19 protein-coding genes are annotated in these 18495 nt (G+C 72.5%); 10 read left to right on the plus strand and 9 right to left on the minus strand.

The genetic code is table 11. The annotated features are described in order from the left end of the window. Nucleotides 1-249, plus strand: a 249-nt coding sequence (locus IMZ35_RS11655) for a ClpB D2-like domain containing protein (RefSeq protein ID WP_199441056.1), incomplete at its 5' end; no start/stop codon positions are given. 58 nt (nt 250-307) lie between these two features. On the opposite strand, the gene pcp is transcribed toward IMZ35_RS11655, so the two are convergent. The 4 genes from pcp to IMZ35_RS11675 all read right to left on the minus strand — a co-directional run bounded on the left by pcp (nt 308) and on the right by IMZ35_RS11675 (nt 3702). After that, complete coding sequence (gene pcp / locus IMZ35_RS11660; protein ID WP_199441057.1) at nt 308-961, minus strand: pyroglutamyl-peptidase I; 654 nt, start codon at nt 959-961, stop codon at nt 308-310. 73 nt (nt 962-1034) lie between these two features. Next, nucleotides 1035-1853 carry an SIR2 family NAD-dependent protein deacylase gene (locus IMZ35_RS11665; protein WP_199441058.1) on the minus strand — a complete coding sequence of 273 codons (819 nt, stop codon included), beginning with the start codon at nt 1851-1853 and terminating at the stop codon, nt 1035-1037. Next, nucleotides 1853-2167, minus strand: coding sequence for an antibiotic biosynthesis monooxygenase family protein (locus tag IMZ35_RS11670; RefSeq protein ID WP_199441059.1), 315 nt, complete (start codon nt 2165-2167; stop codon nt 1853-1855). Before IMZ35_RS11670 ends, IMZ35_RS11665 begins: the two co-directional genes overlap by 1 nt. Nucleotides 2168-2217: 50 nt before the next feature. Then, nucleotides 2218-3702: a M1 family metallopeptidase gene (locus tag IMZ35_RS11675; RefSeq protein ID WP_199441060.1), complete on the minus strand. Its 1485-nt coding sequence runs from the start codon at nt 3700-3702 to the stop codon at nt 2218-2220. Between the two features lie 31 nt (nt 3703-3733). Between IMZ35_RS11675 and IMZ35_RS11680 the strand changes: the two genes are divergently transcribed. After that, entirely contained in the window at nt 3734-4477 is a 744-nt protein-coding gene (locus IMZ35_RS11680; RefSeq protein ID WP_199441061.1) for an alpha/beta fold hydrolase, read from the plus strand. 25 nt (nt 4478-4502) lie between these two features. Here the strand turns inward: IMZ35_RS11680 and IMZ35_RS11685 are convergent, their stop codons facing one another. Continuing rightward, entirely contained in the window at nt 4503-5378 is an 876-nt protein-coding gene (locus IMZ35_RS11685; RefSeq protein ID WP_199441062.1) for an HhH-GPD family protein, read from the minus strand. 36 nt (nt 5379-5414) lie between these two features. After that, nucleotides 5415-5906: a beta-class carbonic anhydrase gene (locus IMZ35_RS11690; RefSeq protein WP_199441063.1), complete on the minus strand. Its 492-nt coding sequence runs from the start codon at nt 5904-5906 to the stop codon at nt 5415-5417. 149 nt (nt 5907-6055) lie between these two features. On the opposite strand from IMZ35_RS11690, the gene IMZ35_RS11695 reads away from it, so the two are divergent. Further along, nucleotides 6056-6685 (plus strand): hypothetical protein, encoded by a 630-nt coding sequence (locus IMZ35_RS11695; RefSeq protein WP_199441064.1) that lies wholly within the window; start codon nt 6056-6058, stop codon nt 6683-6685. A 5-nt stretch (nt 6686-6690) separates the two neighbouring features. Here IMZ35_RS11695 and IMZ35_RS11700 read toward each other — a convergent pair whose 3' ends face one another. After that, a complete protein-coding gene (locus IMZ35_RS11700) occupies nt 6691-7794 on the minus strand; it encodes a LacI family DNA-binding transcriptional regulator (protein ID WP_199441065.1) in 1104 nt (367 codons plus the stop codon). Between the two features lie 538 nt (nt 7795-8332). Here IMZ35_RS11700 and IMZ35_RS11710 point away from each other — a divergent pair. The 7 genes from IMZ35_RS11710 to IMZ35_RS11740 all read left to right on the plus strand — a co-directional run bounded on the left by IMZ35_RS11710 (nt 8333) and on the right by IMZ35_RS11740 (nt 15644). After that, nucleotides 8333-9595 carry an extracellular solute-binding protein gene (locus IMZ35_RS11710; protein ID WP_199441066.1) on the plus strand — a complete coding sequence of 421 codons (1263 nt, stop codon included), beginning with the start codon at nt 8333-8335 and terminating at the stop codon, nt 9593-9595. A 64-nt stretch (nt 9596-9659) separates the two neighbouring features. Continuing rightward, nucleotides 9660-10577, plus strand: a complete 918-nt coding sequence (locus IMZ35_RS11715; protein ID WP_438816863.1) for a carbohydrate ABC transporter permease — start codon at nt 9660-9662, stop codon at nt 10575-10577. Continuing rightward, nucleotides 10577-11485: a sugar ABC transporter permease gene (locus IMZ35_RS11720; protein ID WP_199441067.1), complete on the plus strand. Its 909-nt coding sequence runs from the start codon at nt 10577-10579 to the stop codon at nt 11483-11485. The genes IMZ35_RS11715 and IMZ35_RS11720 overlap by 1 nt, the downstream gene beginning before the upstream one ends. Before the next feature lie 94 nt (nt 11486-11579). Continuing rightward, nucleotides 11580-12680: an ABC transporter ATP-binding protein gene (locus IMZ35_RS11725; protein ID WP_199441068.1), complete on the plus strand. Its 1101-nt coding sequence runs from the start codon at nt 11580-11582 to the stop codon at nt 12678-12680. 185 nt (nt 12681-12865) lie between these two features. Next, nucleotides 12866-13900 carry a metal ABC transporter solute-binding protein, Zn/Mn family gene (locus IMZ35_RS11730; RefSeq protein WP_199441069.1) on the plus strand — a complete coding sequence of 345 codons (1035 nt, stop codon included), beginning with the start codon at nt 12866-12868 and terminating at the stop codon, nt 13898-13900. Then, nucleotides 13900-14763 carry a metal ABC transporter ATP-binding protein gene (locus IMZ35_RS11735; protein WP_199441070.1) on the plus strand — a complete coding sequence of 288 codons (864 nt, stop codon included), beginning with the start codon at nt 13900-13902 and terminating at the stop codon, nt 14761-14763. The genes IMZ35_RS11730 and IMZ35_RS11735 overlap by 1 nt, the downstream gene beginning before the upstream one ends. Beyond that, nucleotides 14763-15644, plus strand: coding sequence for a metal ABC transporter permease (locus IMZ35_RS11740; protein WP_199441071.1), 882 nt, complete (start codon nt 14763-14765; stop codon nt 15642-15644). The genes IMZ35_RS11735 and IMZ35_RS11740 overlap by 1 nt, the downstream gene beginning before the upstream one ends. A gap of 8 nt (nt 15645-15652) precedes the next feature. Here IMZ35_RS11740 and IMZ35_RS11745 read toward each other — a convergent pair whose 3' ends face one another. Then, on the minus strand, nt 15653-17107 hold the full coding sequence (locus tag IMZ35_RS11745; protein ID WP_199441072.1) for a GGDEF domain-containing protein: 1455 nt from the start codon (nt 17105-17107) through the stop codon (nt 15653-15655). Between the two features lie 387 nt (nt 17108-17494). Next, nucleotides 17495-18394: a LysR family transcriptional regulator gene (locus tag IMZ35_RS11750; protein WP_199441073.1), complete on the minus strand. Its 900-nt coding sequence runs from the start codon at nt 18392-18394 to the stop codon at nt 17495-17497. Nucleotides 18395-18495: the final 101 nt, after the last annotated feature.

Here is an 18495-nt window from a genome sequence, read left to right on the forward strand (position 1 = left end):
CCGCTGCGCCGCACGATCCAGCGCGAGATCGAGGACCAGCTCTCGGAGAAGATCCTGTTCGGCGAGATCCAGGCCGGTCAGATCATCATCACCGACGTCGAGGGCTGGGACGGCCAGGAGGCCACGCAGGACAAGGCGAAGTTCGTCTTCCGCGGCGAGCTGAAGCCGACCGGTGTCCCGGACGCTCCTCCGGTGAACCTGGCCTCCTCCGGAGGCTCCGACGCCTCCGGTGAGGTCGAGTCCGCCTGATCGGACCCGCTGTCGCGACGAGCCCCCCGGCTTCCGAAGCCGGGGGGCTCCGTCGTGCTCAGGACAGGGTGCCCGCGCTCACCGCGAGGTCCGTCGACACCTCCAGGCTCGCGCGCACGATCACGTCCAGCGCGTCGGCGGTGGTGCTGACCGGCAGGCTCGGCGCGTCCTTCCCCTCCGCCTGCTCGGGGGAGAACGGCACGTGGACGAACCCGCCCCGCACGTGCGGCAGCTCCGTCGCCAGCAGGTGCATCAGCCCGTAGAAGACGTGGTTGCACACGAACGTCCCGGCCGTGTGCGACACCGACGCGGGAATCCCCGCCTCCTCCAGCCGCGCCACGCACGCCTTCACCGGCAGTCCGGTGAAGTACGCGGCGGGCGCGTCCGGCACCACCGGCACGTCGATCGGCTGGTTGCCCGCGTTGTCCGGGACGCGGGCGTCGCTGAGGTTCACGGCGATCCGCTCCGGCGTGATCCCGTCGCGGCCACCGGCCTGTCCGACGCAGATCACGACGTCCGGCGCGTGTTCGGCCACGGCGGCGCGCAGGGCGGTGATCGAGGCGTCGAAGACGCAGGGGAGCTGGAGCACGACGAGCTGGTGGTCGCCGGTGCGCGGGCGTGCGGCGAGTTCGATCACCGCGTCCCAGGAGGGGTTGGTCCGTTCGCCTCCGAACGGTTCGAACCCGGTCAACAGAACGGTCGAGGTCTCCACTCGGGCAGACTAGATGCGCGGTGCCCCCGCAGCCGACGGATCCGCCCGGAGCGGGCAGGCCGAGGGACGGGGGTCAGCGCCGGGACAACCGCGCGTCCAGCTCCGCCAGCGCCTCCGCCGCGCCCAGCGGCAGCGACACGCCGCGGCCGTGCCGGATCTCCGGCTCGCGGGGGTTGATCCGGATCAGCGATCCGCTCGCGGCGCTGGCCAGCTCGGCCTGCCGCCGCACGGTCGGCACCGCGCTGCCCGCGCCCAGCTCCACCACGACGAGGCGCGCGGCACGCAACCCGCGCCGCCACGACGTCAGCTCGTCCAGGGCCCGCTGGCTGCGGTCGCCCACCCACGAGCGGTCGCCGAACATCAGGATGTTGGGCCGAGCCAGCCCGCCGCAGTTGCGGCACTCCGGCAGCGGCCCGCGCGCCCGCATCGTCTCCGGGTCCACGTCCACCGCCACGCCGCCGGCCGGCCACACGTCGTCCGTGCACGGCCGCACGCACTGCAGGTGGTGGATGGACCCGTGCACCTCGGCGACGCCGTCGAACCCGGCGCGCTGGAACTGGCCGTCCACGTTGGACGTGAACACCCGGAGCCCGGTCCGCTCGCCCCAGCCGCGCAGCACCGCGAACCCGGCGTGCGGCACCGTGCGCCGGTACAGCTCCAGGCGGTGCCCGTAGAAGCCCCACGCCAGCGCCGGGTCGTCGGTGAAGTGCACCGGATCGGCCAGTTCCTCGAAGCGCAGGCCCAGCCGCTCGTACGGCGGGTACGCGCGCCAGAAGCCGTGGTCGCCGCGGAAGTCCGGCAGGCCGGAGTCCACGCCCACGCCCGCACCGGCGCAGACCAGCAGGGCCTCGGCGCTCTCGACGAGCGCCGCGGCCCGGTCCAACTCGTGCACTACTCCGCTGGCTTCGGCTGCGAGCTCAGGACGACCTCGAACTCCAGCAGGTTCGAGCCGGACGCCACCGGCTTCGCGCGCTCGCCGGAGTGCGCCTCGCGGGCACCGCCGTCGCGCCAGTTCTCGAAGTCGGCCTCGGTCTCCCAGCGCGTGTAGACGAAGTAGCGGTTGTCGCCCTTCACCGGCCGCAGCAGCTCGAAGCCCAGGAAGCCGGGGGAGGAGTCGACCGCGCCGAGCCGCGCGGCGAACCGCTTCTCCAGCTCGGGGCCGGCGCCCTCGGGGACCTCGATAGCGTTGATCTTCACGACTGCCATGCCGTCCACCCTACGGCCGTCGGCCCGCTCCGCGCCGCTCCCCGTTCGGGTCAGCGGCGCAGCGGACCGGGGTAGAGGTGCTCGTCGGCGGGCTTCGTCGTGCCCCGGAACCACGCGGCGAAGAAGGCGTCGAGGTCCTGGCCCGCCACCCGCTCGACGTGCTGCTCGAACTCCGGCCAGGAGGCGTTGCCGTCGCGGTGCAGCGCCGCCCACTCCCGCAGGGCGCCGAAGAACGCGTCGTCGCCGATCTGCCTGCGCAGGGCGTGCATCGCGACGATGCCCTTGTCGTAGACGCCCTCGAACTCCCGGCCGGGCCCCATGTCGTACAGCGCGCGCTCCCAGTAGCCGCTGCGGAAGTCGCTGCGCTCCACCACCATCCGGTACTGCGAGTCGAGGTCGCCGCCCTGCTTCGCCTCGTCCCACAGCCACTGCGCGTAGCTCGCGAGGCACTCGTTGAGGCAGATGTCGGCCCAGTTCTCGATGGTCACGGAGTCGCCGAACCACTGGTGCGCCTGCTCGTGCACGACGGTCTCCAGCTCGGCCCACCCCGCGTAGACCGGCCGCGTCTGCGTCTCCAGGGAGAAGCCGATCTGGTCGGCGAGGAAGATCCCGCCCGCCGCGCGCTGCGGGTACGGCCCGAACTTCTCGGCCAGGAACGCGAGCACCTCCGGCATCCGCTGCTGCACCGACCGCTTGTGCTCGGCGCCGGGCGCGTAGGCGTCGACGACGGGGGTGCCGTCGGGGAGCTGCGAGCGGTCGACCGTCCACCGGTCGATCGCCACGGTCGTCAGGTAGCTCGCGATCGGCGTCTCCTCGCGCCACTCGAACGTGGTCCAGCCGTCGGCGGAGACCGGCGTGCCCTCCAGCCCGTTGGAGATCGCCGTCCAGCCGTCGGGGACGCGCGCGGACAGCGTCCAGGTCGCCTTGTCGCGCGGGGTGTCGTTCACCGGGTACCAGGTGGACGCCGAGTGCGGCTGTCCCGCCGCGAACGCGCCGCCGGACGCGGAGACCTGCCAGCCGCTGGTGCCCAGCGAGTCGTCCGCGATGGCCGCGGGATCGCCGCCGTAGACGACCTCGGCCGTGAAGACGCCGCCCGGCGGCAACGGCGTCTCGGGCGTGATCACCAGTTCGTGATCACCCTCCCTGGTGAACGTCGCCGGTCGGCCGCCGATCGTCACGGCGCTGACGTCGAGGCCGCGCAGGTCGAGGTGGAAGCGGGACAGCTCGGCGGTGGCGTTCGCGGTGATCGCCGCCCTGCCGTCGAGCCGGCGCGTGTCCGGCGAGTAGCTGACGTCCACGTCGTAGCCGGTGACGTCGTAGCCGCCGTTGCCGTCCTGCGGGTAGTAGGGGTCACCGGCGCCGTCCGGGCTCGGCGGGGCCGACGTGAGCGGCGGCCTGCTCCCCGTCGTCGCGGGCACGAGCGCCGACGGGCTCCCGCCCGACTCGACGGGCAACCGGGCGACCACCACACCCGCCGCGAGCAGCGCGACCACGACGATCACCAGGTACGTGCGCGTGCGCGGGCTGACCACCATCCGCCCATCATGCCTGCGGTAGACCTGATCCGTGACACACGTCGACTTCGGCGGGGCGGGCCCCGGCATCGTCCTGCTGCACGGCCTGATGAGCCGCGCCACCACGTGGTGGACCGTCGCGCAGTGGCTGCTGCCGCACGGGCACGTCGTCGCGCTCGACGCGCGGGGCCACGGGCGCGACCGGCGGCGGGGTCCGTGGCGCACCGAGGACCTCGTCGCCGACGTGGCCGCCGAGGTGGAGCGGCTCGACCTCGGCCCGGCCGTGGTGATCGGTCACTCGATGGGCGGACTGCACGCGTGGGGCCTCGCCGCCACCAGGCCCGACCTGGTGCGGGCGGTGGTCGCGGAGGACGTCGTGCCGGACAACCGCGGGAGGTCGGTCGAGGACTGGAGGTGGTACTTCGACGCGTGGCCGGTGCCGTTCACCTCGCTCGCGCACGTGCGGTCGTTCTTCGGCACCCCGCACGTGCAGGAGTTCTTCACCGAGCGCGAGGACGGCTGGCACCTCATCGCCCGGCTGGAGGACCTGTACGCCATCGCCGGGGAGTGGGGCGAGCGCGACTACTGGCACCTCGTGGACGGCGTGCGCTGCCCGTCGCTGCTGATCGAGGCGGGCCGCGGCGGGATGCGGCCGGGCCAGATGGCCGAGGTGGCGCGGCGCACCGGCGGGCGGCACGTGCTCGTCGAGGAGTCCGGGCACTGCGTGCACGACGACGCGCCGGACGTCTACCGGGGAGCGGTGGAGGCGTTCCTGTCCGACGTCCTGGCCCGCTGATCGGCCGAGTTCGCGCGCCCGCGCGTCAGTGCTCGCCCGGCAGGGCGAACAGCCCCGACGAGGTCTGCTCCACGAGACCGTCGACCAGCAGCGAGTGCAGGCAGCGGTCCCGCTGGCCCGCGTCGGCCCACACCGCGTCCAGCACGGTCTTGCTCACCGGGTCCTCGGTGCCGCGCAGCACGTCGAGCAGCTTGCCCCGCACCTGGCGGTCGGTGCCCGCGAACTTCTGCGCGGTCTTCACCGGGCCGTCGTACGCCGGGCGACCCGCGCGCTGCCAGGCGCACTCGCCGAGCACCGGGCAGTCCGCGCAGCGCGGCGTGCGCGCGACGCACACCAGAGCGCCCAGCTCCATCAGCGCCGCCGAGTACCGCGCGGCCCTCGCCTCGTCCTGCGGCAGCATCGCCCGCACGTCCGCCAGGTCGCGCGTCGTGGACGGCGGCCCGGCGTCGGCGGCCCCGTGCACCGCGCGGGCCACCACGCGGCGCACGTTGGTGTCCACGACCGGTACCCGCTGCCCGTAGGCGAAGGCCGCGACGGCGCGCGCGGTGTAGGCGCCGATGCCGGGCAGGGCGAGCAGCGTGTCCACGTCGGACGGGACCACGTCGCCGTGCTCGGCCGCGACGACCTGCGCCGCCGCGTGCAGCCGCAGGGCCCGGCGGGGGTAGCCGAGCTTCCCCCACGCCCGCACGACCTCGCCCTGCGTCGCCTCGGCCATCGCGGACGGCACGGGCCAGCGCGCCGTCCACGACCGCCAGACCGGCTCCACCCGCGCGACGGGCGTCTGCTGGAGCATGATCTCGCTGACCAGGACGCCCCACGCGGTGCAGCCGGGATCGCGCCAGGGCAGGTCGCGCGCGTTCTCGTCGAACCAGTCGAGCAGCAACTCGGTGTCCACGCTCATGGTGACGCGATCATCCCAGTGCCGCCGCACCGGCGCTCAGACGACCTCGTGCAACCGGCCCGTGTGCACGTCGTAGACGAAGCCGCGGACCTGGTCGCGGTGCGGCAGGTACGGGCTCTGCCGGATGCGGTTCACCGACCCGCGCACGCTGTCCTCGACCACGCGGAACGCCTCCACCGCCCACGGCGGACGCAGACCGGACTCGCGTTCCAGCTCGTCCTTGAAGTCGTCCTCGGTCACCAGCTCCAGGCCGCAGTTCGTGTGGTGCACGAGCAGCACCTCGCGGGTGCCGAGCTTGCGCTGGCTCAGCGCCAGCGACCTGATCATGTCGTCGGTGACGACTCCGCCCGCGTTGCGCAGCACGTGCGCCTCGCCCTGCTTCAGCCCGAAGATCTCGAACACCCTGATCCGCGAGTCCATGCAGGTGAGGATCGCCACCTGCATCGAGGGACGGGGGCTGGAGCGGTCACCGGGCACGACGTCGCCCAGCTCCTCGTTCCGGCGCAGCAACTCGTCGACAGCGGTCACGTCACACCTCCGGCGATCACTTCTACAGGGGTCGAGTGGACATGGCACGGCCACCCTCTGACAAGGGGTTCCGGGGGTACGTCACTTTCACCGGATTCAGCGATACCGCAGGGCGCGAAGATCGTTGGGGGCGCGGTTACCGTCGAGTGGTGACCGAGTCCGCGGGACCGCTGCCGCCGTGGGTGCACCGCCACCGGCGTGCGGCGGCCCTGTCCGGCGGCGGTGTGCTCCTGCTGCTGCTCGTGTGGACGGTCGCGGTCCTGAGCGGCGGTGACGATCCCGCCGGGCAGCGCCTCGCCGCCCAGCGGATCGGCGCGGACGAACCGACCGCGTCGTCGTCCGCGCCACCGACCGCGCCACCGACCGAGCCACCGGCCGGCCCGCCGCGGGCGTGCCCGGACGAGGCCGTCCAGGTGGTCGCGGAGGCCGACCGGCCCGGCTACCTCGGTGGTCGGCAGCCGGTCTTCCGCCTCGTCGTCGGCAACACCGGCCCGGTCGCCTGCACCAGGGACATCGGCCGTCACCTGCGCGAACTGGTCGTGTCGACGGCCGACGGCGCGACCAGGCTGTGGTCGAGCAACGACTGCGGGCCCGCCGAGGGCGTCCAGACGCGCGTGCTGCACCCCGGTGAGCGCTTCCGGTTCGGCGTCACGTGGGTCGTCGGCACGTCGGTGCCGGGGTGCTCCGGCGACCACGTGCCGCTCGCGCCGGGCGACTACCTGCTCACCGCGCGGCTGGGCGACCTGGTCGGCGAGCCGGTCGTCTTCCGGGTCTCCTGACGGCGTCAGGGGCCGAACCAGCGCTCCTCCTGCGCCGAGTGCGGCGCCGCGGCCGTGCGGCCGGTGATCAGCTCGGTGCCGAGGTCGACCGTGCGCGGCCTGGTCCGCTCGCTCGCGTCGAGCAGCAGCTTGCCCGCGGCGCGGCCCTTCTCCATGACCGGCTGGCGGATCGTGGTGAGCCCGGCCCGCTCGGCCTCGTGGATGCCGTCGAAACCGGTGACCGTCAGGTCGTCCGGCACCCGCAGACCGCGGCGCTCCGCCTCCTGGAGCGCGCCCAGAGCCAGTATGTCCGACGTGCAGACGAGGGCGGTGATGCCGGGATCGCGGTCGAGCACCTGGGCCGCGGCGGACGCGCCGGAGGCGATCGTGTGGTCGAAGCGCTCGACCACGGGCACCCGCGTCCAGTCCACACCCGCCTCGGCGAACTCCTCGGCCAGGCCGGTGAGCCGGGCGCGCTGCACGTGGAAGTGGGCCGCGTGCTGGCGGTCCACCGACACGAAGCCGTCGTTGCGGTCGCGGGCCAGGCGCATGCACACCACGCCGACGCGGCGGTGGCCCAGCGCGATGAGGTGGGCGGCCAGTCCGCGCATCGCGGCGCGGTCGTCGATGCCGACGCGGTCGACGTTGTCGAGGTCGGGCTGGTCGCAGACCACGGTGGGCACCGGGCGCTCCAGCACGGCAGCGAGGTGCGGGTCGTCGTCGGGCACGGAGTAGACGACGAAGCCGTCGACACCGGCGCGGTGCACCGCCGCGACGTCCTCGCGCTCGGGGCTCGCCGGGACGAGCAGCAGGCCGGTGCCCGCGTCCTCGCACGCCAGCGCCAGACCCTCCAGGAACCCGATCGCCGCCGGGTCCCGGAAGGCGTAGGAGAGGTTCTCGGTGAGCAGCAGGCCGACCGCGCCCGCCTTGCGGGTGCGCAACGACCGCGCGACCGGGTCGGGGCCGGGGTAGCCGAGCCTGCGAGCCGTCTCCAACACCCTGCGCCGCAGCTCCGGGGAGAGCTGGTCGGGCCGGTTGTACGCGTTGGACACCGTTGTCCGGGAGACGCCCAGCTCAGCGGCCAGAGAGGCCAGCGTCGCGGGGCGTCGCACATGCATAGACCGCGCCATAGACGGACCGTAACGGTTCAGAACCATTTGGAGAAGTCCAGGTGACGCGTGTCCCTACGATTTTCCGTTTCTGCACGTCAGAACGGGTTACCGATCAGGAGATTGGTTCAGACCATTGTGGTCGTCTGGGAGGTGCTGTGGATTTCCGGACGCCGGGCTGTGGGCGGAACACCCGAGTGCGCTTCCCGAGCCGGGGCGACCCGCTGTCCGTTCTCCCCGGTGACACCCGCTCGGCGGTTCAGGACCCGGCTCGCGGTCGGGATGCTCACCCCGGCTGCCCCGGTGATCCCGGACGGTCCGGACGTGCGACCTCCTCCGGCGTCGGCGTGCCGGGCGGCCCGGAGGCGAGCGCAACTTTTTGCAGAAATTGTTGAGCGTTCATCGAGAAGGGTGGGTCCGGTGCGTCCGTTGGGGGTGTGGTTGTCCGCCAGGTCTTGACCAGCCGCAGCTCAGGGGTATGTGATCCGCTTCGACCATTCCGCAAGATCTTGCAACACCCTCATCGTGGATGAGGCCAGCAGGAGGGACGACAGCAACGATGCGACGGACAACCCTCGTGACAGCCGTGGCCGCGGGCATGGCCGGAGCCCTGGTCCTCACCGCGTGCGGCGGCGGGAACTCGGGCGGTGGTGGCGCGGACAGCGGAGAGGTCGTCTTCTGGGACACCAGCGGCGCCAACGAGAGCCCGGTGTTCACCACGATCGCCGCGGAGTGCGGGACGAAGGGCGGCTACACGGTCACGACCGAGACCGTCGCCTTCGACCAGGGCCTGAACAACTACAAGACCGCCGCCCAGGGCGGCCGGGGGCCGGACGTGTTCCGCGCCGAGGTCGCGTGGGTCGCGCAGCTCGCCAAGAACGGCCTGATCGCCGACCTGACCGGCACGGCCCTCGCGCAGGACACCGACGACTTCCTCCAGACGCCGCTGGGCTCCACCCGGTACGAGGGCAAGACCTACGGCGTCCCGCAGGTCACCGACTCGCTGGCCCTGTTCTACAACGAGAAGCTGCTCGCCGAGGCCGGCGTCGAGCCGCCGAGGACGTGGGACGAGCTGAAGGCCGCCTCCGCGAAGCTCGGCGGCGCGAAGTCGTTCTTCCTCAACAACGACGCGTACTACGCGCTGCCGTTCCTCTACGGCGCGGGCGGCGACCTCGTCGACGCCGACGCGAAGAAGATCGTCGTGAACTCGCGGGAGAACGTGGAGGCGCTCGAAACGGCCAAGGGCCTGCTCGACGCCGGGGCCGCGTCCACCGCGCAGGACCCGACCAACTCCTACAGCAACATGCAGGCCGCCTTCTCCGGCGGAGAGGTCGCGATGGTCGTCAACGGCCCGTGGGCCGTCGCCGACTACCTGAAGGGGGCCGCGTTCGGCGACGCGGCGAACCTCGGCATCGCGCCGGTCCCCGGTGACACCGCGGGCGGCGGCAGCGCCCCCGTCGGCGGCCACGACTACGTGATCCGCCAGGGCACGAAGGCCCGGGACTCGTCGACGAAGTTCGTCGAGTGCATGAGCAGCACCGAGAACCAGGTGCGCATCGCGAAGGAACTGGGCCTGCTGCCCACCCGCAGGTCCGCCTACGAGAACGCCGAGGTGAAGGCGCAGCCCGTCGTCGCCGCGTTCGAGCCGATCGTGACGGACGCCCACCCGCGCGCGTGGATTCCCGAGGGCAACCAGCTCTTCGACCCGCTCAAGATCGCCTACGCCGACGTCCTCTCGGGCGCGAAGGACGCCGAGACCGCGCTCGACGGGGTCGCCAAGGCGTACAAGGACCAGGTCGTGCCGGACTACGCCACCAGCTGACGGCCGGTGCGGGCCGCGGGGGAGCGCCCCGCGGCCCGCCCGCGGAGGACTAGGAGGGGTGCGGGTGCGCAGGTTCCTCGACCGGCACTGGTACGCGTACGCGATGGTCCTGCCCGTCGTGGTGGTCGTCGCCGTGCTGGTGCTCTACCCGCTCGTCCAGGGCGTGTACTTCACCTTCACGGACGTCAACGAGGCGACCATCGCCAACCCGGTGCTGGACCGGCCGGCCACCTACGAGTTCACCGGTCTGCGCAACTACCTCAACGTGCTGTCCGGCGACTCCAGCTACGGCGCGTTCTGGTCCACGCTCGTGCGCACGCTGATCTGGACGTTCGGCTGCGTGTTCTTCCACTACACGATCGGCCTGGGCCTCGCGCTGCTGCTCAACCGCCAGGTGCGGGGCCGCTCGCTCTACCGCGTCGCGCTGGTCCTGCCGTGGGCGGTGCCCGCGTTCATCAGCGCGTTCGCCTGGAAGTACATGTTCAACGCGCAGTACGGGATCGTCAACCAGGTCCTGCGCGCCGTCGGGCTGCCGGACCCGGTGTGGCTCGGCCAGTCGGACTGGGCGCTCGTCGCGGTGGTCGTCGTCAACGTGTGGCTGGGCGTGCCGTTCATGATGGTGGCCCTGCTCGGCGGCCTCCAGTCCATCCCCGGCGACCTCTACGAGGCGGCCGAGGTGGACGGCGCGACCCCGTGGCAGCGGTTCCGCGACATCACGCTGCCCGGCCTGCGCTCGGTGTCGAGCACCGTCGTGCTGCTCGGCGTCATCTGGACGTTCAACATGTTCGCGATCGTCTACCTCGTCGCGGGCCCGAACCCGAACACGCGCATCCTCGTGACCTACGCGTTCGAGCGGTTCTTCTCCGGGGCCTCGCGCGACTACGCCGTCGCCTCCACCTACGGCGTGCTGATCCTGTCCGTGCTGCTGGTGTTCGCCAGCGTCTACCGCCGCGCGCTGCGCGAGCAGGGCGAGGTGTGGTGATGACGTTCGACGCCAGTTCCCCGCGGGTCGCGAACCCCGCCGCCGCCGCGCGCGCCACCGGGTTCCGGCGCGGCACGCGCTCGACGGCCGCGAGCATCGGCCTGCACACCGCGCTGATCACCGCGTCGCTCATCGCGGTGTTCCCGGTGTTCTGGGTCCTCGTGACCTCGTTCAAGCCGGACGCGCGCGCCGTGGAGACGACGCCGAAGCTGTTCAACGAGTCCTCGCTGGACAACTACGTGCGCGTGCTCTCCGGCGAGAAGGGCGACTTCCTCGCCTGGTTCGGCAACTCCGTGCTGATCGCGCTGCTGACGACCGCGATCGCGGTGTTCCTGTCGGCGACCACGGCCTACGCGGCCAGCCGCTTCCTCTTCCCCGGCAAGCGGTCGCTGATGCTGTCGTTCCTCGTCGTGCAGATGTTCCCGTTCGCGGTGCTGATCGTGCCGCTCTACAACGTCCTGCTGGCGCTGGGACTCCAGGGCACGAGCCTCGGTCTGGTGCTCGTGTACTGCACGACGGCGGTGCCGTTCTGCACGTACATGCTGAAGGGCTACTTCGACACGATCCCGCAGGACATCGACGAGGCCGGCCGGGTGGACGGCCTGTCGCCGTTCGGCGTGTTCTGGCGGCTGGTGCTGCCGCTGGCCAGGCCGGGCCTCGCGGTGACGGCGTTCTACGCGTTCCTCACGGCGTGGGGCGAGGTGGCGTTCGCGTCGGCGTTCCTGTCGGCGGCCGACGAGTCCAAGACCCTCGCGGTGGGCCTCCAGGTCTTCGTGCAGCAGAACCGCACCGAGTGGGGCCACCTGGCGGCGGCGTCGATCGTCGTGGCGATCCCGGCCGTGGTCGTGTTCTACCTCGTGCAGCGCTTCCTGGTGACGGGTCTGAGCTCGGGAGCCGTCAAGGGCTGACCCCGTCGCGAAACGAGGTCGGCGGAGGTGTTCCCGTAAGCGCTTGCAATCCCTAACGTCTGCCACAACGCGGTAACGGTGAAAGGTGCGTCACATGGCAGAGGTCGCCTACGACAGTGCGTCGCGGATCTTCTCCGGCAATCCGCCGGTCCGCGCGGTGGACCAGTTGAACCTCGACGTGGCCGACGGCGAGTTCCTCGTCCTGGTCGGTCCCTCGGGTTCCGGCAAGTCCACGGCGCTGCGGATGCTGGCGGGCCTCGAGGACGTCGACGAGGGCGCGATCAAGATCGGCGGCAAGGACGTCACCAACGTCCCGCCGAAGGGTCGCGACATCGCGATGGTCTTCCAGTCCTACGCGCTGTACCCGCACATGACGGTCGCGGACAACATGGGCTTCGCGCTGAAGCTGCGCGGCGTCGACAAGGGTGAGATCAAGAACAAGGTCGCCGAGGCGGCCAAGATGCTCGACCTGACCAAGTACCTGGACCGCAAGCCGAAGGCCCTGTCCGGTGGTCAGCGCCAGCGCGTCGCGATGGGCCGCGCGATCGTCCGCGAGCCCAGCGTGTTCCTCATGGACGAGCCGCTGTCGAACCTCGACGCGAAGCTGCGCGTGGAGACCCGCGCCAACATCGCCGCGCTCCAGCAGCGCCTGGGCACGACCACGATCTACGTCACCCACGACCAGGTCGAGGCCATGACGATGGGGCACCGCGTCGCGGTCCTCAAGGACGGCCTGCTCCAGCAGTGCGACACCCCGCGCAACCTCTACGACCGCCCGGCCAACGCCTTCGTCGCCGGGTTCATGGGCTCGCCCGCCATGAACCTCAAGACCGTGCCGCTGACGTCGGAGGGCGCGAAGCTCGACGGCGTCGTCGTGCCGCTGTCGCGCGCCGCCCTGGGCGGCGCGTCCGGCGAGAGCCTGTCGGAGGTCACCTTCGGCATCCGGCCCGAGGCGCTGGGCATCGTGCCGTCGAGCGAGGCCGGCATGGACATGACCGTCGAGCTGGTCGAGGAGCTGGGCGCGGACGCGCTGGTGCACGGCGCCGTGCGCATCGGCGACTCCTCCGAGCGCTTCGTCGTCCGCGTCGACGGCCGCACGCCGCCGACCCTCGGGCAGAACGTGAAGGTCGCCGTGCGTGACACCAGCGAGATCCACCTGTTCCACCCGGAGACGGGCAACCGCCTGGACGGCTGAACCGCCGCGCCACCCCGAGCCGAGGCCGCTCTCGCCGACGACAGGTCGGTGGGAGCGGCCTCGACCACGTTCGGAGCTGTGAGCGGCGATACCCGACCGGGTGGACACGACGATCGCGGAGAGTTCTATATTGAACTCGACAACGGTTTCCATTACTTGATCGTCAGCCCGTCGAGGAGCACCCGATGACTCTCCGCAACACCCGGTTCGGGGTGGCCGTCGCCGGCCTCGCCGTCACAGCGCTCGGTCTCACGGCCTGCGGGAGCGAGAACACCGCCGCCGACGCCGGAGCCGCCGGCAAGATCAAGGTCGTCGCCTCGACGAACGTGTGGGGCAGCGTCGTCGCGGCCGTCGGCGGTGACGCCGTCGAGGTCACCTCGATCATCGCCGACCCCTCGGCCGACCCGCACTCCTACGAGAGCAAGCCCTCCGACGTGGTCGCGCTGAACGACGCGCGCCTGGTGATCTTCAACGGCGGTGGCTACGACGAGTTCTTCGAGCAGCTGCTCACCGAGTCCGGGAAGGACGCCCGCCGGATCGAGGCGTTCGAGCTGTCCGGGAAGGAGTCCCACCCGGAGGAGCCTCACGCCGAGGAGTCCCACGCCGAGGAGACTCACGCCCCCGGTGAGGCCGAGGAGTCCCACGCCCCCGGCGAGGCCGAGGCGGAGGGCGAGCACGGCCACGAGCACGGCGAGGTCAACGAGCACGTCTGGTACGACCTGGAGACCGTGCACGCCGTGGCCGAGAAGGCCGCCGAGGAGCTGAGCGCGGTCGCGCCCGACCGGGCCGCCGACTTCACCGCGAACGCCGAGGAGTTCGGCCGCGGCGTCGACGACCTGCTGACCCGGCTGGCGAAGATCGGCACCGACGCGCCCGGCGTGAAGGCCGTCGTCACCGAGCCCGTCCCCGTCTACCTGCTGGAGGCCGCGGGCGTGCAGGACGCGACCCCGGCCGACTACAGCGAGGCGATCGAGAACGAGACCGACGTGCCCGCCTCGGCGCTCGCGCAGACCTCCGACCTCATCACCGGCAAGCAGGTCGGCGTCGTCGTGCAGAACGTGCAGACGGAGAACACCGTCACCGACCAGCTCGTGCAGAGCGCCGGCACGGCGGGCGTCCCCGTCGTGGAGGTGACCGAGACGCTGCCCGAGGGGGTCAGCGGTTACCTTGACTGGATGACGAAGCAGGTGGACGCGCTGTCCAGCGCGATCGTGAAGTGATGACGGCTCACCCCTCCACGGGCGCCGCGGCGTCCACGGCGGACCGCTCCGCGCGACGCGGAGCGGTCTCGCTGCGCGGCGCCCGGCTGTCCTACGGGGACCGGGTCCTGTGGGACGGTCTCGACCTGGAGGTCCAGCCCGGCGAGTTCCTGGCCGTGCTCGGCCCCAACGGCTCGGGCAAGACCAGCCTCCTGCGCGTGCTGCTCGGCCTCCAGCCGCTGTCCGGCGGCACGGTCGAGATCAACGGCCGTCCGCCCGGCCGCGGTGACCGGCGCATCGGCTACGTCCCGCAGCAGCGCTCGCTCGACCCGACGCTCACGCTGCGCGGACGCGACCTCGTCGGCCTCGGGCTGGACGGCCACCGCTGGGGCACCGGCCTGCGCGGCAGGGCCGTGCGGAGGTCCGGGGTGGACGAGGTGCTGGCCGCCGTCGGGGCCACCGACTACGGGAACGTGCCGGTCGGCCTGCTCTCCGGCGGCGAGCAGCAGCGCTTGCGCGTGGCGCAGGCCCTCGTCGGCGACCCCGACGTCCTGCTGTGCGACGAGCCGCTGCTGTCGCTCGACCTCGCCCACCAGCGCGTCGTGAGCGAGCTGATCGACACCCGCCGCCGGTCGGCCGACACGGCGGTGCTGTTCGTGACCCACGAGATCAACCCGGTGCTGCACCTGGTCGACCGCGTCCTGTACCTCGTGGACGGACGCTTCCGGATCGGGCCGCCGTCGGAGGTCATGACCTCGGAGACGCTGTCGGAGCTGTACCGGACGCCCGTCGAGGTGGTCAGGGTCCGCAACCAGATCGTCGTCGTGGGCGCGCAGGGGTCCCTGTGCGAGGAGCAGCCGCACCACGTGGCCGAGGAGACCTGATGGACGCGCTGTTCGACTTCCAGCTGACCGCGCAGCTGCTGACCTACGACTTCGCCCGCAACGCCGTCGTCGCCGGCGCGGTGCTGGGCGTCGTCGCCGGGGTGCTCGGGCCGCTGGTCGTGACGAGGAAGATGTCGTTCGCCGTGCACGGCACGAGCGAGCTGGCCCTGACCGGGGCCGCCGGCGCGCTGCTGCTGGGCGTGGGCGTGGGCTACGGCGCGCTCGCCGGTGCCGTCGCCGCGGCGCTGCTGCTCGGCCTGATGGGCCAGCGCGACGCCGAGCGGGACTCGGTGATCGGCGCGATCCTGGCGTTCGGCCTCGGCCTCGGCGTGCTGCTGCTGTGGATCTACCCCGGCCGGGCGGCCAACAAGTTCGGCCTGCTCACGGGCCAGATCGTGGGCGTCGGCTCGACGGACCTGTGGCTGCTCGTCGGCTGCGGCGTCGCCGTGCTGGTGGTGCTCGCGGGGATCTACCGGCCGCTGCTGTTCTCCAGCGTCGACACGGACGTGGCCATCGCGCGCGGGGTGCCGACACGGCTGCTGTCGGTGGTGTTCTGCCTGCTCATCGGCATCACGACGGCTCTGAGCGTGCAGATCGTCGGCGCGCTGCTCGTGCTGGCCCTGATGATCACCCCGGCCGCCGCGGCGATCCGCGTGACGTCGAGCCCGCTGCGGGCGACGGTGCTGTCCGTGGTGTTCGCCGAGGTCTCGGCCGTCGGCGGCATCGTGCTGTCGCTCGCGCCCGGTGTGCCGGTGAGCGCGTTCGTCACCGGCATCTCGTTCCTGATCTACGTGACGTGCCGCCTGATCGGCCGCTCGCGACTCGCGCGGGCCGGTGGCCGGGCGTCGGCCGCCCAGCCGGTGACCGCCACGACGGCCTGAGAGCCGGGTCAGGCCGAGCGGCTGGTGCGGGGCCGCACCTGGCGAGGCGCGGGGACCTGCCGGGACGCCACGTCGCCCTCGGCGACCTGCACCCGGTTCCGCCCGCTCTCCTTCGCCCGGTAGAGCGCGGCGTCGGCGCTGTGCTGCGCCGCGGCGAGGCTGTCGCCGTGGTCCGGCACCACGGCCACGCCGATCGACGCCGAGATGGCGCGCGCGTCCGGGCGACCGCCCTGCCGCGACAGCCCGCGCCCCAGCAGCGTCACGGTGTTGCGGTGCTTGTCCGTGGTGCGGACCCGCAGCGCGGCCAGTTCCTCGCGGAGGCGCTCGGCGATGACCGCGCCCCTGGCGAGCGGCGTGTCGGCGAGGACGACGACGAACTCCTCGCCGCCCTCGCGCCCGGCCACGTCGCCCGGCCGCAGGCGTTCGCGCAGGACGCGTCCCACCTCGGTCAGCACCGCGTTGCCCGCCGGGTGTCCCCAGGTGTCGTTGATGCGCTTGAAGTGGTCGAGGTCGATCGCGAGCACCGTCACGGGACGGCCGTCCAGGCGGCACCGCTCGACCAGCCGCCCGGCCCGGTCGGCGAACCCGGCGGCGTTGAGCAGACCCGTGCGGTGGTCGGTGTGCGCGTCCTCGGCCAGCCGCTGGTGCAGCTTCCGCTCCTCCCGCAGCAGCCGTTCCAGGTGCTCGCGCCGCTCGGCCGCCCGCCCGAGCAGCGACCCGATCAGGACGATCGGCCCCACCAGCAGCAGCGGGCCCACCCAGTGCGTCGTGACGAGCGCGCCGAGCACCGCGCCGGCACCGAGCGTGGCCACCTCCAGCACGTTGTCCTCGCGGGAGCCGAGGAACTCGGTCAGGCGCGAGTGCGGCGTGACCGTCCGCAGCGCGAACGCGATCGTCACCACCTGGACGAACCAGTACAGCAGCGCCGCCACGGCCAGCGTCAGCGCCAGGCCGAGGTCGGCCAGGACGCTCCCGCCACCGCCCAGCGGCGCTGGTGACAGGCGCACGACGCCCCACGCGAGGAGCGTGCTGCACAGGATGCTCGCCGAGCTGAAGACGTAGCGGAACGGCTGGCGGCGCGCGATGGGCTGGATCAGCACGCGCACCCACAGCACGACCAGCACGGCGGGCCCGGCGGGCAGCGCGACGGCCGCCGCGAACGTCCACACCGACGTGAGGTCGATGTGCGGGCCGGGCGAGGCGTTGCGGCGGGACTCCTCCGCTCGCCTGGTGACCACCAGGTGGACGGTGACGGCGGCGGCCAGCGCGCCGAAGCGCAGCCAGTCCGCCGCGGACGGGGAGTCCGAGCGCACGACCAGCAGCACGGCCACGACCACCACCAGACCCTCGGCCAGCAGGAAGTAGGCGACGGCGGCCGGGCGCAGCGACCAGAGCTCCCAGCGGCGCGGAGAGCGCGGGCTCCCCGACCGCGGTGCCGTGCGGTCAGTCAGACTGAGTCTCACCAGGACTCCCAACGTGCGGCTGAGCGAGTTCGAGCTGCGACGCGGGGGCCGGTCCCGCTCCAGGGGCGGGCGTCGACCGGACGGAGGAGGAACGCGTCGTGCGCAACCGTGACATGTGAATCCGTCCTCTCTGGACGTTCCCGCTGGTCCCAGCCGTAATCGCGGGCCTCACGGAAGAGGTGAACCGGTGTGCGACCGCGACGCGCGGTCACCGCCCGTCCGTCCGCCCGCCGCCGCGCGGGCGGAACGGCCCGCCGCGCTCGGCGATGGTCGACCCGATCGGGTGAAGGACGGCTCCGGAGCGAATCGTCGAAACTTCAACCTCTTTACTACCACGCCGGGGTGCCGCCAAACCTGTCGAAACGCTGGTCCCGGCCGTGCGACCGGTCAGAGCGTGCCCCAGGTCCGCGCGCGGGCCAGCAGGTGCTCGTGGACGAGGGCCGTGGCCGGGTCGGCGAGCCCGCCGGACCGCACGGCCAGGTAGATCGTGTTCAGCGGGGGCACCTGCGCCTCGTGCAGCACGTCGAGCGCGCCGGTCGCCACGACGGGGTCGGCGTAGTAGCGGGGGAGCACCGAGACACCCGCACCGGCCACGACGACGGCGAGCACCGCGCGCAGGTCGGGCACCACCACGGACACCGGGTTGGGCGGACGGCGGCCGAACTCCGAGCGCCAGTACCGCCGCACGATCGGCAGGTCCTCGGCGTAGGCGACGAGCGGCAGGTGCGCGAGCGCCTTCACCGGCTCGGCGGCCAGCTGGACGGGGTCGACGGTCGCGGCCAGCGCGGGCGGCCCCACCAGCAGGAACTCCTCGTCCACGAGCGGCGTCGCGGCCACCGTCCGGTCGGTGGGCCTGATCGCCGACACCACCAGGTCGAGCCGGCGTTCGGTCAGCGCGGTGAGGAGGTCCTGCGCGAGGCCGTGCACGACCCGCAGCCGCAGGCCGCGCGCCGCCAGCGGGGCGAGCGCGGGCAGCACGCGCGCCGCGAGGATCTCGGCGGGCCCGCCGAGCCGGACCGTGCCCGACGGACCGGCGGTGTCGGCGGCCAGCGCGGACCGCAGCTGGTCCAGGTGGGGACCCACCCGGCGGGCGAGGTCGTTCCCGCGGGCGGTGGGAACGGCGCCGCGGCTCGTGCGGGTGAACAGCGGCTCGCCGAGCCGCCGCTCCAGCCGGGCGAGCTGCCCGGAGACGGCGGGCTGGGTGAGCCCGCGCCGCTCGGCCGCCGCCGTGAGCGAGCCGGAGCGGTGCACCTCCAGGAACGTCGCCAGCAGGTCCAGGTCCTGCACGCAAACCTCCAGCCATAAGCAACGTGATGGGCTGGTGGAATCTACTGGATGAAAGGCGATGGCCGAGGAGTTGATCGGAGCACCACGCACGAACGACGACA

Origin of the sequence: Umezawaea beigongshangensis (assembly GCF_016464305.1) — a bacterium.
Lineage (GTDB): Bacteria > Actinomycetota > Actinomycetes > Mycobacteriales > Pseudonocardiaceae > Umezawaea_A > Umezawaea_A beigongshangensis.